This is a genomic window from Streptomyces vastus (assembly GCF_039532825.1).
Taxonomy (GTDB): Bacteria; Actinomycetota; Actinomycetes; order Streptomycetales; family Streptomycetaceae; genus Streptomyces; species Streptomyces vastus.
The window spans coordinates 122,308-135,312 of record NZ_BAAASJ010000097.1 but is presented as its reverse complement, the minus strand read 5'-3'; the positions used below and the strand labels follow the sequence as shown (position 1 = coordinate 135,312).

At 70.1% G+C, this 13,005-nt stretch carries 8 protein-coding genes and 1 rRNA gene; 3 read left to right on the top strand and 6 right to left on the bottom strand.

Features of this window, described 5'->3' with window-relative positions:
* Together ABD357_RS30610 and ABD357_RS30605 are read right to left on the bottom strand one after the other, a co-directional pair.
* Positions 1 to 82, bottom strand: a 16S ribosomal RNA gene (locus tag ABD357_RS30610); the annotation flags it as partial.
* 666 nt (positions 83 to 748) lie between these two features.
* The gene (locus ABD357_RS30605) at positions 749 to 1,297 is read right to left on the bottom strand and encodes a MarR family winged helix-turn-helix transcriptional regulator (protein WP_344394256.1); all 549 of its coding nucleotides are present in this window, start codon (positions 1,295 to 1,297) and stop codon (positions 749 to 751) included.
* A gap of 145 nt (positions 1,298 to 1,442) precedes the next feature.
* Here ABD357_RS30605 and ABD357_RS30600 point away from each other — a divergent pair, with 145 nt between their 5' ends.
* Positions 1,443 to 2,702: an MFS transporter gene (locus tag ABD357_RS30600; RefSeq protein WP_344394255.1), complete on the top strand. Its 1,260-nt coding sequence runs from the start codon at positions 1,443 to 1,445 to the stop codon at positions 2,700 to 2,702.
* 49 nt (positions 2,703 to 2,751) lie between these two features.
* Here ABD357_RS30600 and ABD357_RS30595 read toward each other — a convergent pair whose 3' ends face one another.
* The 3 genes from ABD357_RS30595 to ABD357_RS30585 form a co-directional block, all read right to left on the bottom strand.
* Positions 2,752 to 3,570 carry a class I SAM-dependent methyltransferase gene (locus ABD357_RS30595; RefSeq protein WP_344394254.1) on the bottom strand — a complete coding sequence of 273 codons (819 nt, stop codon included), beginning with the start codon at positions 3,568 to 3,570 and terminating at the stop codon, positions 2,752 to 2,754.
* A gap of 56 nt (positions 3,571 to 3,626) precedes the next feature.
* Positions 3,627 to 5,321, bottom strand: a complete 1,695-nt coding sequence (locus ABD357_RS30590; RefSeq protein WP_344394253.1) for an ATP-binding SpoIIE family protein phosphatase — start codon at positions 5,319 to 5,321, stop codon at positions 3,627 to 3,629.
* A 124-nt stretch (positions 5,322 to 5,445) separates the two neighbouring features.
* The gene (locus tag ABD357_RS30585) at positions 5,446 to 6,846 is read right to left on the bottom strand and encodes an NAD(P)/FAD-dependent oxidoreductase (RefSeq protein ID WP_344394252.1); all 1,401 of its coding nucleotides are present in this window, start codon (positions 6,844 to 6,846) and stop codon (positions 5,446 to 5,448) included.
* A 397-nt stretch (positions 6,847 to 7,243) separates the two neighbouring features.
* On the opposite strand from ABD357_RS30585, the gene ABD357_RS30580 reads away from it, so the two are divergent.
* Positions 7,244 to 8,074 (top strand): TetR/AcrR family transcriptional regulator, encoded by an 831-nt coding sequence (locus ABD357_RS30580; protein ID WP_344394251.1) that lies wholly within the window; start codon positions 7,244 to 7,246, stop codon positions 8,072 to 8,074.
* A gap of 689 nt (positions 8,075 to 8,763) precedes the next feature.
* Here the strand turns inward: ABD357_RS30580 and ABD357_RS30575 are convergent.
* On the bottom strand, positions 8,764 to 10,863 hold the full coding sequence (locus ABD357_RS30575; RefSeq protein WP_344394250.1) for an asparagine synthase-related protein: 2,100 nt from the start codon (positions 10,861 to 10,863) through the stop codon (positions 8,764 to 8,766).
* 661 nt (positions 10,864 to 11,524) lie between these two features.
* Between ABD357_RS30575 and ABD357_RS30570 the strand changes: the two genes are divergently transcribed.
* A complete protein-coding gene (locus ABD357_RS30570; RefSeq protein WP_344394249.1) occupies positions 11,525 to 12,949 on the top strand; it encodes an NsdA family TPR-like regulatory protein in 1,425 nt (474 codons plus the stop codon).
* Positions 12,950 to 13,005: the final 56 nt, after the last annotated feature.

Below are 13,005 nucleotides of genomic sequence, written 5' to 3'. Positions count from 1 at the left end.
CCGAAGTGGTTCATCGTTCGACTTGCATGTGTTAAGCACGCCGCCAGCGTTCGTCCTGAGCCAGGATCAAACTCTCCGTGAATGTATTCCCGGCTGCGTCCAATTAAAGACTGCGGGACGACACCACGAGAGCGGAACCCTCCGCGGAATGAACGGAAGGGTTCACAGCATCCTCGCTGTGTTTTCTTCAAAGGAACCTCGCCACCAGAGATTTCCGGTGGACGGGGTATCAACATATCTGGCGTTGATTTTTGGCACGCTGTTGAGTTCTCAAGGAACGGACGCTTCCTTTGTACTCACCCTCGCAGGCTTTCCTCCGGGCTTCCCTTCGGTCTTGCGTTTCCGACTTTACCAGACTCTTTCGCGTCCGATTCCCCGTCGGAGGAGGTTTGCTTTCCGGCCTTTCGACCTTCCGGCGATGTCGACTGTAGCAGATCCTTTCGGGCCTGAACCCCAGTCAACTCGTTTTGCCTTCCCGGCTGTTGGGCCGTTCCGACGTTCCAAACGTTAGCGGATGCTGTCGGCAGTTCCTAATCGGGCTGCCTGGCCCCAAGGGAATTCAATTCGGGCATGCCGAAATTGACTCCGTAGGGAGATCACACTAGTGGTTTGGTGTGCCGCTTCTGCGGCGGGAGGTGCTGTCGCAGAACCGTTACGGCCCCGTGGCAACTCGAAGAACCTTACGGATCCACGAGGGGGTTGTCAAGCTTCCCCTGGGCGACGGCTCGGCAAACCTCCGGGGGTGCCGTCAGTCCAGGTCGGTGAGCCGGCCGCCGGCGTCCGGCTGGGCGTGTTCCACGCGGCGGAGGAGGCGGGTCAGGACGTCGCCGAGGACGCCGCGTTCCTCCTGGGAGAGGTCCTGGAGCAGGTCCTCTTCGAAGACGCTGGCCAGGCGCATGGCTGCCAGCCACTTCTCGCGGCCATCCGTGGTGAGCTCCACGATGACGCGTACGCGGTTGGACTCGTCGCGCTCTCGGGTGACCAGGCCCTCGGCCACCATGCGGTCGATTCGGTGGGTCATCGCGGCCGGGGTCAGGCCGAGGCGCTTGGCGAGGTCACTCGGGCCCATGCGGTAGGGGGCGCCGGAGAGGACGAGGGCCTTGAGGACCTCCCACTCGGCGTTGCTGATGCCGAGGGTGGCGGTCTGGCGGCCGTAGGCGACGTTCATACGGCGGTTGAGGCGGCCGAGGGCCGAGACGATCTTCTCTACCTGGGGGTCGAGGTCCTGGAATTCGCGCTGGTACGCGGCGATCTGCTCTTCGAGTGTCGGCTCGCCGGCGCCGGGGGTGTCGCCCATGGGCCGAAGTATGGCATGCGCTCGCTTGGTGTCTAAGTCCTTCAGTGTGTAGAGTTCAGGATCTAAGTTTAGCTTTGAAGTCTTCACTTCTAAGTTCTGTGAACTACTGAAGCAGGTGAAAGTGACCAGGGCGAGGGGCGCAGCGATGCGTCGGATCCATGTGGGCAACGCACTCGGCGCGTTTGGGCTCGGCTTCACCGTCCCGTATCTGTACGTCTATGTGGCTCAGGTGCGGGAGCTCGGTGCTGTGACGGCGGGGCTTGTGCTTGCTGTCTTCGCGGTGGCCGCGCTGGTTGTGCTGCCGTTGGCCGGGCGGGCCATCGTCCGGCGTGGTGCGCTGCCGGTGCTGCTTGTCGCCCTGGTCACTGCCGCGTTGGGTGCGTTGAGTCTGGGGCTTGCGAGTAGCGCGGTGAGCATGTTGCCGGCCGCGGGGGTGCTCGGGGCGGGGCAGGCCGTGATGCAGCCGGCGCTTGCGACGATGATCGTGGATTGTTCGACTGCCGGGACTCGGTCGCGAGCCTTCGCCATGCAGTTCTTTCTGCAGAATCTCGGGCTGGGAGTCGGTGGGCTCATTGGTGGGCATCTCGTCGATGCCACGCGGCCGGGTTCCTTCACGTTGCTGTTCTCGGTCGAGGCGGCGATGTTTCTGCTGCTGGTCGGGATCATGGCGACCGTGCGGATGCCGGATGCGCCGCGGATCGGGAGCGGGGCGCCGCGGGCCAAGGGGAACTGGAAGGAGCTTCTCGGTAATCGGGCCATGGTGCAGTTGTGTGTGCTGGGGTTTGTGCTGTTCTTCGCCTGCTATGGGCAGTTCGAGTCGGGGCTGAGTGCGTACGGCGTCGAGGCGGCGGGGATTTCGACTTCCACGCTTGGTACGGCGCTTGCCGCCAACACGGCGGTGATCGTGGTCGCGCAGTTCGTGGTGCTGAGGTTCGTGGAGCGGCGTCGGCGCTCTCGGGTGATCGCGGCTGTCGGGCTGATCTGGGCCGTCGCGTGGGGTGTGGCCGGGTACGCGGGGCTCGGGCACGGGAGCCAGGCCATGGCCACGGCCGCGTTCATCTCGACGTACGCGCTCTTCGGGCTCGGTGAGGCGATGCTGTCGCCGACCGTGGCGCCGTTGGTCGCCGATCTTGCGCCGGCGGGGATGGCGGGGCAGTACAACTCGGCGTTCGCGCTGGTGAAGCAGCTTGCGCTGGCGGTCGGTCCTGCGGTGGGCGGGCCGATGGGGGCGGCACTGCACGGACCGTACGTCGTGACGTTTCTGCTGTTCTCGCTGGGCATCACGTTCCTGGCCGTGCGGCTGGGGCGGCAGCTCACTCCCGTGCAGAATCAGCCGTCGACGGCGAAGAGCCGGGTGGTCGCGCGGGGTGCCGAGGCTTCGGGGGCCGTATCGGCGAAGGTCTGAAGCGGTGGAGAGGCGGCCGTCACCTTGGGGTGGCGGCCGCCTCTTTGTGTCAGCGGAGGGCTGTGACCAGGGTCGAGGTGAAGGAGAGCGTCGCTGTGCCGTCGGGGGCGGTGTGGGCCTTGAGGAGGTCGTGGACCATGCGGCCCGCGCTGGTGAGGGCTTCCTGGCCGCCGGTTTCGATGATCGCTTGGCCCCAGGGGATCGCGGAGAGGTGGCTGGTGGCGAAGTCCGCCAGTTGGGGTAGGGCGATGCCGAAGGTGACCTCGCGGTCTGTGACCTCCTGGAAGCCTGCTCGGCGCAGGGCGGTCGTGAGGCGTTCGGCGGGGACGAAGGCGGCCGTGAAGTCCTCGGCGGCTTCCGGGCCGCCGTGTTCCGCGATGGTGCGGTGCTGGGCGGCGAAGTAGGGGGACTTGTCCAGCGACGCCCACATGGTGGCGGCGAAGCGGCCTCCGGGGCGGGTCACGCGCGCCGCCTCCGCGAGCGCCGCGTCCAGGGCGGGGAAGAACTGGGCGCCCTGCTGGCAGACGATCGCATCGAAGGTGCCGTCCGCGTACGGGAGTTGGTCGGCGGGGGCCGCGGTGAACTCGATGTCCGGATACATGCGCGGGTGGTGTGCTTCGGCCACCTTGAGCATGCCTTCGTTCGGGTCGGCGCCGAAGACCCGGCCCGCGGGACCGACCCGGGCGGCCGCCACCCGCGCCGCGAAGCCGGTGCCGCATGCGAGGTCGAGCACCGTGGCTCCGGGGAACAGGTCGACGGCGTCCACGACCGCCTCGACGAAGGGCGCCATGATCGGCGCGACGTACTGCTCGTAACGCTCGGGAGCACTGCCTGTGAGCTGGAAGCCCGATTCCGTTTCCTCTGCCATGGAGGAGCTACTAGCACCGTGTGCGGCGATCGGCCAGATGGCGCGCGGCCTCGGATCTATGTGACACGCGGAAGTGCGAACTCGCACCACACCGACTTGCCGCCGCCGGGCGTGCGGCGTGAGCCCCAGTTGGAGGCGATGGTGGCGATGATCGCGATGCCGCGGCCGGCCTCGTCGGCGGGTTCGGCACGGCGGCGGCGTGGGAGGTGGTCGTCGCCGTCGGTCACTTCGACGATCAGGCGGCGGTCCGTGCGGCGCAGGCGCAGGCGCATGGGCGGGGTGCCGTGCTGGAGGGAGTTGGCGACGAGTTCGCTGGCGGCGAGGACGCCGAGGTCGTGCAGGTCCGTGGGGAAGCGCCAGCTCGTCAGGACGCCGGAGGCGAAGGCACGCGCGCGTGGGGCCGCCTCCACGCCGCCGAGCAGCTCCAGGGCGGCGTTTCGGAAGAGCTCGCCGTCGGAGCCCGTACGGGACGGGTGCTGGAGTACCAGGACCGCCACGTCGTCGTCGTGGTCGGCCGTCATGCCCGCGGAGCGGACCAGGCGGTCGCAGATCACCTGGGGGGTGCCGGTGGCGCCCGCGAGGGCTTCCTCCAGGGCCGCGATGCCCTCGTCGAGGTCCTTGTCGCGGCGCTCGACCAGGCCGTCCGTGTAGAGCACGGCAGTGGAGCCGGGGCCGAGCGGGATGGAGCCGGAGGCGTGCATCCAGCCGCCCGTGCCGAGGGGCGGGCCGATGGGTTCCTCGGCGCGCAGGACGGTGCCGCTGTCGTCGCGTACGAGGATCGGGAGGTGGCCGGCGGATGCGTACACGAGGCGGCCCTCGTTGGGGTCGTGGACGGCGTACGCGCAGGTGGCGATCTGGTTGGCGTCGATCTCCGTGGCGAGGCCGTCGAGGAGCTGGAGGACCTCGTGCGGGGGCAGGTCGAGGCGGGCGTACGCGCGGACGGCGGTGCGGAGTTGGCCCATGACGGCTGCCGCGCGTACGCCGCGGCCCATGACGTCGCCGATGACCAGGGCCGTACGGCCGCCGCCGAGGGTGATCACGTCGTACCAGTCGCCGCCGACCGCGGCCTCCGTGCCGCCGGGGTGGTAGACCGCGGCGACGCGCAGGTCGTCGGGTTCCTCCAGGTCCTGGGGCAGCAGGGAGCGCTGGAGGGTGACCGCGGTCTCGCGCAGCTCGCGCTCGCTGGCGCGCAGGCGGTCGGCGGCCACGGCCTGGTCGGTGACGTCGGCGGCGAAGATCAGTACGCCGCCCCCTTCGGGGGTGGCTGACACATCGATGGGGACGGGTGTGCACGTGAACGTGTACGAGCGGCCGCTGGGGACCTTGCGGGACAGGACCGTACGCGGCTTGGAGCTGCGCAGGACCTGGTCGAGGAGGGACAGCAGGCCGATCTCCTCCAGCTCGGGCAGCGCCTCACGTGCGGGCTCGCCGACCGGACGTGCGCCGAAGGCCTCTGCGTAGGCGTCGTTGACGTACGCGAGGCGGTGCTCCGGGCCGTGTACGAGGGCTACGAGGGCCGGGATGCGGTCGAGGACCTCTCGGACCGGGAGTTCGTCCACAGCGGGGATCTGTGGGGTTTCGTCGTCGCCGACGTCACCGGTGTCGGGGGCTTCGCCGGCGGTTCGCCGCTCGGCGCGGGCCGCGGGCACGGAGCCGCCCTCCGAGGGGAGCGCGTTCGACGAACTGCCGGTCCGCGCCTGAGCGCGGCGCTGCGTTCCGGGGAGCCGGGCGCTCCAGCGCGTGAAGTTCACTGTGGGACAGGCCTCGTGGGATTGAAGGGCGAGCGGTCGGCCCGCCCATGGTCGTGGACCAGTGTGTCCGACCGGACCGACATCCGTCAGACGCCGGCCCCGGAGGTGGAGTTCCTGAGTCCGGTCAGGACGACCCCTTCGGGTCCTTTGGAGGCTTTCCACCGGCCGCGAGTTCGAACTCCGCACGGGGATGTTCGAGCGAGCCGAGGGAGACGATCTCCCTCTTGAAGAGCCCCGCCAGCGTCCATTCGGCCATCACCCGGGCCTTGCGGTTGAAGGTCGGAACCCTGCTCAGGTGGTAGGTGCGGTGCATGAACCAGGCGGAGTAGCCCTTCAGCTTGCGCCCGTAGACGTGGGCGACGCCTTTGTGCAGTCCCAGGGAGGCCACCGAGCCCGCGTACGCATGGGAGTACGTTTCCAAGGGCTCGCCGCGCAGGAAGTGGACGATGTTGTCGCCGAGGGTCCTGGCCTGGCGCACCGCGTGCTGGGCGTTGGGCGCGGTCTCCGAGCCGGGCGTCTTGGAGGTGACGTCGGGGACGGCGGCGGCGTCTCCCGCGGCCCACGCGTGCGTGACGCCTTCGACGGTCAGCTCGGCGGTGCACTTGAGGCGTCCGCGCTCGTTCAGCGGCAGGTCGGTGGCGGCCAGGATCGGGTGCGGTTTCACCCCGGCGGTCCATACGACCGTACGTGTCGGGAAGCGCGCGCCGTCACTCAGTACGGCGACCCGGTCCACACACGACTCAAGGCGGGTCTCCAGGCGTACGTCGATATTGCGGCGGCGCAGTTCGGTGACGGTGTACTTGCCCATCTCCTCGCCGACCTCGGGCAGGATGCGGTTCGAGGCCTCGACGAGGATCCACTTCATGTCCTCGGGCTTGACGTTGTGGTAGTAGCGCGCGGTGTAGCGGGCCATGTCCTCGAGTTCGCCGAGGGCCTCCACTCCGGCGAAACCGCCCCCTACGAAGACGAACGTCAGGGCCGCGTCGCGGATCGCGGGGTCGCGGGTCGAGGAGGCGATGTCCATCTGCTCGATGACGTGGTTGCGCAGGCCGATGGCCTCTTCGACGGTCTTGAAGCCGATGCCGTGGTCGGCGAGGCCCGGGATGGGGAGGACGCGTGAGACGGAGCCGGGCGCGAGGACGAGCTGGTCGTAGGAGATCTGTTCCGGCTCCGCGCCCTCTTCCAGGGTGGCGAGTGTGGTGAGGGTCGCGGTGCGCTTGGCGTGGTCGATGGACTGGGCCTCGCCGATGACGATCTTGCACTGGTCGAGAACACGGCGCAGCGGCACGACGACGTGGCGGGGCGAGATGTTTCCCGCGGCGGCCTCGGGCAGGAACGGCTGATAGGTCATATAGGGATCTGGCGTGACCACGACAATTTCTACGTCGCCGCGTTTGAGCTCCGCCTTCAGCTTCCGCTGGAGTCGCAGAGCGGTGTACATCCCGACGTAACCGCCACCGACGATGAGAATGCGCGCACCGTTCGGGCGTTCGGGGGTCGTCCCCCGGGAGATCGCAGTGTTCACCCACCCATGACGCAACGCGCTCTTGATTTTGTCCACAGCCCCGACAATTTGTGTGACCGGCTGCCTGAGACGCGCAGAGTTGGCCGGTTTGCCGGAGTACGTGGAAGATGTGCAGGTCAGATGGGGTGGACGGGATGAGGGTGGGTGGCTTAATCGGGACGTATGCGGCCCGTAGTCCGATCGGGGGGCGCACTGTGCGGAACCTGCCCCTTCTGAATTGACCCTTACTCAACTATGTTCGTGTGTCATCGGGGTGTAGGGGGAAGCACTCGGCGGGTCCGCACGACTGGTACGACGGGTACCACGGGTCGTGGGGCCGATGCCTGTTCCGCTCGCTCCGGCTTGTCAAAGGCGGGGAGAGTCTCCGGGGGGAGACGTCATTACCGGGGGAACACATATGCATGTTCAGGAAACTCATTGGTCATCCGCGTCTGCCATCGCAGGCGGCGGCGCGGTCGGTGCGGCGATGGGGAACGGACGCGGTGCGGGGGACGCATCGCGGACGACACCGCTGCGCGTGGACGCACAGCGCAATCTGGAGCACGTACTGCGTGCGGCGCGCGAAGTCTTCGGCGAGCTGGGATACGGCGCGCCGATGGAGGACGTGGCGCGGCGCGCACGGGTCGGCGTGGGCACGGTGTACCGGCGCTTCCCGAGCAAGGACGTCCTGGTCCGGCGGATCGCCGAGGAGGAGACCTCCCGGCTGACCGACCAGGCCCGGGCGGCGCTCGGCCAGGAGGACGAGCCGTGGTCGGCGCTCTCGCGCTTTCTGCGGACGTCTGTGGCTTCGGGTGCGGGGCGGTTGTTGCCTCCGCAGGTGTTGCGGGTGGGCGTCGTGGAGGACGGTGCGGTTCTCGACGAGGCGCTCGTGCCGCAGCAGCGGGCGCACTCGGTGTCCGGCTTCGGATCCGGCAACGGCTCCGGCCTCGGATCCGGCTCCGGTTCCGGTTCCGGTGAGCTGCGGTTCGTGGAGCAGCGGTCGGGGACCGACGCGGAGGTCGGTTCGGCGGACGACGACGCCGGGGCCGCTCAGCTGCTCGAGGTGGTGGGGCGGCTTGTGGAGCGGGCTCGGGCGGCGGGTGAGCTGCGGGCGGACGTGACCGTGTCGGACGTGCTGCTGGTGATCGCCACGGCGGCGCCGTCGCTGCCGGATGCGGCGCAGCAGGCTGCGGCTTCGGCGCGGTTGTTGGACATTTTGCTGGAGGGGCTGCGGTCGCGTCCCGCGTAGGGCATGGGGCGGGCGTGCTGCGCGTTCGGCCACTTCGCTAAGGCCCGTACGGGGAAAGGGGGTTGGCCCTTTCCCCGTACGGGTGCGCGTGCGTGCTTCGCGTACGTGGGCGGGGTGCCGGTGGGTGCTGGGCGGGGTTTCATTTCCCCAAGCCCGCGCCTTCCCGAAGACAAGGGGCTCCGCCCCTTCGACCCCGCCAGGGGCGCTGCCCCTGGGCCCCGCTGGGGCTCCGCCCCAGACCCCATCGGCCTGAACGGCCTCGTCCTCAAACGCCGGACGGGCTGATTGATGCCGGCCTCGGCTGCAAAGACTCAGCTCCGCTGCAGAGACTCAGCCCCGCCGCGATGAGACTCAGCCCCGCCGCGAAAACCAGCCCGGCCGCGCAAAATCAGCCGCTCCGGCGATTGAGGAGCCGGGGACCGGGGGTTGGCCCCCGAAACGGGTTCAGGGGCGCAGCCCCGAGGGGGGTCAGGGGCGCAGCCCCGAGGGGGGTCAGGGGCGCAGCCCCGAGGAGCAAAGGGGCGCGGCGCTTCGCGGGGTCTGGGCAGAGCCCCTGGCGGGGGTCCGGGGGCACAACCCTTGCCGGGTCCGGGGGCACAACCCTGGCGGGAGTCCGGGGGCACACAAGCCCCCCGGCGAGGCTCTGGGGGCCTGGCCCCAGGGTGGGACGGGTATGGGCTCCGGGGGCGCTACCCCCGCCGAGCCGCCGCCCCCGCCCCCAGCGCACCCCTCTCCGGCGCGATCCCCCCAGGCACCGCCCGCTGTCGCGCAGGCGTTCCGGTCCAGCACGTGCCCCTGCGGTCCAGCAAGCGGCCGAGCCATAGCTCCAGGGAGACGAGGTCTGCCAGGCCCTCCAGGGGCAGGGGTTCGCCTTCCGCCGCTGCTCGGAGGGCCTTGCGGACGACTCTGGCCTCTATCAGGCCTGCCTGGGCCAGGAGGGGGGTGTCGAAGAGGGTTACCAGGGTGTCCGCGGCGGCGCGCAGGCCCGTGCGGGCGGCGGCTGCCGAGGTGGCGTGGGAGGGGGCGCCCCAGCCAGGAGGGAGGTCGGCTACGCCGGCGCCTTCCAGGACCTTACGGAGTATGGCGGCTCGGGCGCCGGGCTGGACTCGGAGGGCCTCGGGGAGGGCTCGGCAGGCGCGTACGACCTGATTGTCGAGGAAGGGGGCGTGCAGGCGCTGGAAGCGGACCTCGGCGGCCTGTTCCAGGATGCGGAGGTCGGCGGCGTGCCGTGCGAGGGCGGCGCGGGCTCGGAAGTCGCCGGGGCGCTGGCCGGGGCCGACACTCGCCCTGGACGTCGCGCCCGTCAGGCGAACCGATACTTCAGCGAGCGCCTCGCCGGTGAGCCAGCGGGCGGCGGGGCCCGGTCTGGCCCAGGTGAGCGCGGCGAGGGACGCCCCCACGGCACCTCCGGGCTCGTCGAAGCGCCTGTGCAGCAGCCGGTCGGCGAGACCCTGTATGCCGACGAGATAGGGCGTACGGGCGAGCTTGCGCGCCGCGCCGTACACGCGCGCGGGGACCATGACCGAGCCGTCCGCCTTCGCCAACGCGGCGACGGGGCGCACCAGATGACGTCGTTTGCGGTCCATCAGCAGGTCGGCGAGGCGTGCCGGGTGCGCGTCCAGGACCTGTCGGGCGCCGTACCCCGTGAAGTGGTCCGCGCTGCCCGCGGCGAGCCGCGCACGGTGGCGGGCGGCGGTCACGAGGGAGGGGCCCGGCTCGTCCGTCAGCGGGCCTTCCAACTCGGCGTAGGGGAGGACCTCTTCGCCGCCGGCGACCACTACGTGGTGCAGCCGGGGGTTGGCTGCCAGCGTCCCGGCACGCTCCAGTTCGGCCTCGCGGCCCTTCACGGCGAGGTCGTTGAAGGTGACCGCGAGGAGGCGCTCACCGGCGCCGGTGCCGTGCCCCAGGACGGTGCCCGGCATTCCGGGGAGGCCGGCGGCAAGGAGGGCGAGGGTTCCCGAAGCGGGGCCTCCGGAGAGGTCGGCCCCTATGCCGGGTACGGGCATGCCGCGCGCCGCACGCCGCTCGGCCGGCCCCATGCCGGGCACGGGACCGGGGTCCACATCTGCGCCGGGGACATGGCGGGGAGCGGCGAGGCGGGCGCGTACGGACTCCACCAGGGCGTCGCGTACGGCGTCCACCGCGCTGTCGGGGTCGACGGTGGCGGCAGCGACGGCGAGGGAGGCGACCTGTTCGTAACCGGCGATCTCGCGTGCGCCGGCGCGCAGGATCAGCGCGTGCCCCGGCGGAATGCGCTTCACGCCCAGGTAGGGCGTGGAGTTGTGCAGGGCGGCGGGTACGTCGGGGGCGGCGAGGATGGCTGCGAGGTGTCCGAAGTCGAGGTTGGCCTCGATGAGGTCGGCGAGGGGGAGCGCGGCGGTGGCGTATGCCGTGCCGCCCGCCCAGGGGGTGTAGAACACCGGCCGTGCGCCCGCCAGATCGCCGCAGACCATCACCCGGCGGCCCACCTGGACCACAGCGGTGTAGCTGCCGGACCAGGCCGTCAGATGGCGAAGCGCCCCTCCGCGCGCGGCGACCAGGCCCACGCGCAGCTGTTCGTCGGAGGCGCCGCAGGTGCCGAGCACCGCGATCCGGTTCTGTGCGTCGGCCTTCACGACGCGCACCTCGTCGGGGCGCCAGTCGCCGACCGCCCAGAGCGGATCGGGGTCGCCCCACAGGAGTTGGGACCCCACCGGGTGCACCGTCTCGCCATCGCTGCCGGTGGCCCCCGCCGAGCCGATCTCAGGAGCCGCAGTGGCGGTACTGCTCCACCCCACCAACCACCGCATCGCCGCCTCCACAGGCTGTGGACAACCAGTGCACCGTACGAACTGGGCACCATGCTGCCACGAAGAGAGCGCGCCGGTGGGTCCCTGCCGCCGCTTGTGCACCCCAGAGTGCGCCCCTGGGGAGATGCCCGCAATGGAGCCAACGCACGCACAGAGCGCGGAGATTACGACGCGAATGCGCCCCCGGTTCGCTCCCCCACGACACCCAACGCGCCCTCAAGTGCCATGGTAGGAGGGATTTTCGAGCTCAGAAGGCAGGGGCGAAAATCAGCCAAATCAGCGGTGGGCGCACAGGCGTGCACACGCTCCGTACAGGCCCTGCGCAACGCACGATCCGGGAGGCGTAGTTCGCCTCCCGGACCGGTCCGCCGCCCGCGGGGATATGAGACGGCGGTGTCCCCCAGCCCGCTGGATCCAGTACAGCGGGCCGACCCACGCAGGATCCATGGAAGCGATTCGACGGTGGCCGGAGAAGAGCGCACGGCCGGGCGCACAGCCACACACCGGGAGCACACCACAACGCTGCGTACTTCCTGGCGGACCACAATCTCGCCATCCGGAACTATGCCTCTTAACGCATGGGATGCGGCGAACTACGCTGGGTTTACGAATGCCGCGTGGTTATGCCAACGCGGCAGCCGTCTGTGTCGAGGGGTGGCGCATGTCCAGGGAGCAACGCGGGCCGAACGAAAAGCTCGGCGCCGTTCTCGCCCTCGCGGGAATCAGCAACGCAGGCCTCGCCCGTCGCGTCAACGATCTTGGCGCACAGCGCGGACTGACTCTTCGCTATGACAAGACCTCGGTGGCGAGATGGGTGTCGAAGGGCATGGTGCCGCAGGGTGCCGCCCCGCACCTCATCGCCGCGGCCATAGGCCAGAAGCTCGGCCGCCCCGTACCGCTCCACGAGATCGGTCTGGCGGACGCCGATCCCGCCCCGGAAGTGGGCCTCGCCTTCCCCCGTGACGTAGGACAGGCCGTGCGCGCCGCGACGGACCTGTACCGTCTCGACCTCGCCGGGCGCAAAGCCGGCTCCGGAGGCATCTGGCAGTCGCTGGCCGGTTCGTTCGCGGTGAGCGCGTACGCGACTCCCGCCTCCCGGTGGCTGATAACCCCGGCCGACAGTTCGGTGGCCCGCGACGCGAGCCCTGTGGACGGCTCCGGAGCACCGCTGAAAGTCGGCCACAGCGACGTACAGAAGCTGCGTGAGGCCGCCGAGGACGCCAGGCGCTGGGACTCCAAGTACGGAGGCGGCGACTGGCGTTCGTCCATGGTGCCCGAGTGCTTACGAGTGGAGGCGGCGCCGCTGCTGCTCGGCGCGTACTCGGACGAGGTGGGCCGGGCGTTGTTCGGTGCCTCGGCCGAACTGACCCGCCTTGCCGGGTGGATGGCCTTCGACACCGGCCAGCAGGAGGCCGCACAGCGGTACTACATCCAGGCGCTGCGTCTCGCGCGCGCGGCGGCCGATGTGCCTCTGGGGGGTTACGTACTGGCCTCCATGTCCCTCCAGGCGACGTACCGCGGCTTCGGCGACGAGGGCGTAGACCTCGCCCAGGCCGCCCTGGAGCGCAACCGCGGCCTGGCCACGGCCCGCACCATGAGCTTCTTCAGCCTCGTCGAAGCACGCGCACACGCGCGCGCCGGTGACGCCCAGGCGGCCGGCGGAGCCCTGAAGTCCGCCGAGGGCTGGCTGGAGCGGGCCCGCGACGGCGACCAGGACCCGTCCTGGCTGGGCTTCTACTCGTACGACCGTTTCGCCGCCGATGCCGCGGAGTGCTACCGCGATCTCAAGGCTCCGCGCCAGGTGCGGCGCTTCACCGAGCAGGCGCTGTCGAAGCCGACGGAGGAGTTCGTGCGGTCGCACGGCCTGCGGCTCGTGGTGTCCGCGGTCGCCGAGCTGGAGTCGGGGAACCTGGACGCCGCGTGTGAGCAGGGCGTGCGGGCGGTGGAGGTTGCGGGGCGGATCTCTTCTGCTCGCACCACGGAGTACGTGAAGGATCTTCTGCATCGGCTGGAGCCGTATGGGGATGAGCCGCGGGTGATGGAGTTGCGGGAGAGGGCTCGGCCGTTGCTTGTGGCTCCGGCGTAGAGCGCGCCGACGCGGCGGAACCGCTAATTGACACCGCCCCGCGCCCCTTTGGGGCG

Coding starts and splice junctions, on each gene's coding strand:
- ABD357_RS30580 (WP_344394251.1), top strand. CDS start 7,244: ATGCATGTTCAGGAAACTCATTGGTCATCCGCGTCTGCCATCGCAGGC.
- ABD357_RS30600 (WP_344394255.1), top strand. CDS start 1,443: ATGCGTCGGATCCATGTGGGCAACGCACTCGGCGCGTTTGGGCTCGGC.
- ABD357_RS30605 (WP_344394256.1), bottom strand. CDS start 1,297: ATGGGCGACACCCCCGGCGCCGGCGAGCCGACACTCGAAGAGCAGATC.
- ABD357_RS30575 (WP_344394250.1), bottom strand. CDS start 10,863: ATGCGGTGGTTGGTGGGGTGGAGCAGTACCGCCACTGCGGCTCCTGAG.
- ABD357_RS30570 (WP_344394249.1), top strand. CDS start 11,525: ATGTCCAGGGAGCAACGCGGGCCGAACGAAAAGCTCGGCGCCGTTCTC.
- ABD357_RS30595 (WP_344394254.1), bottom strand. CDS start 3,570: ATGGCAGAGGAAACGGAATCGGGCTTCCAGCTCACAGGCAGTGCTCCC.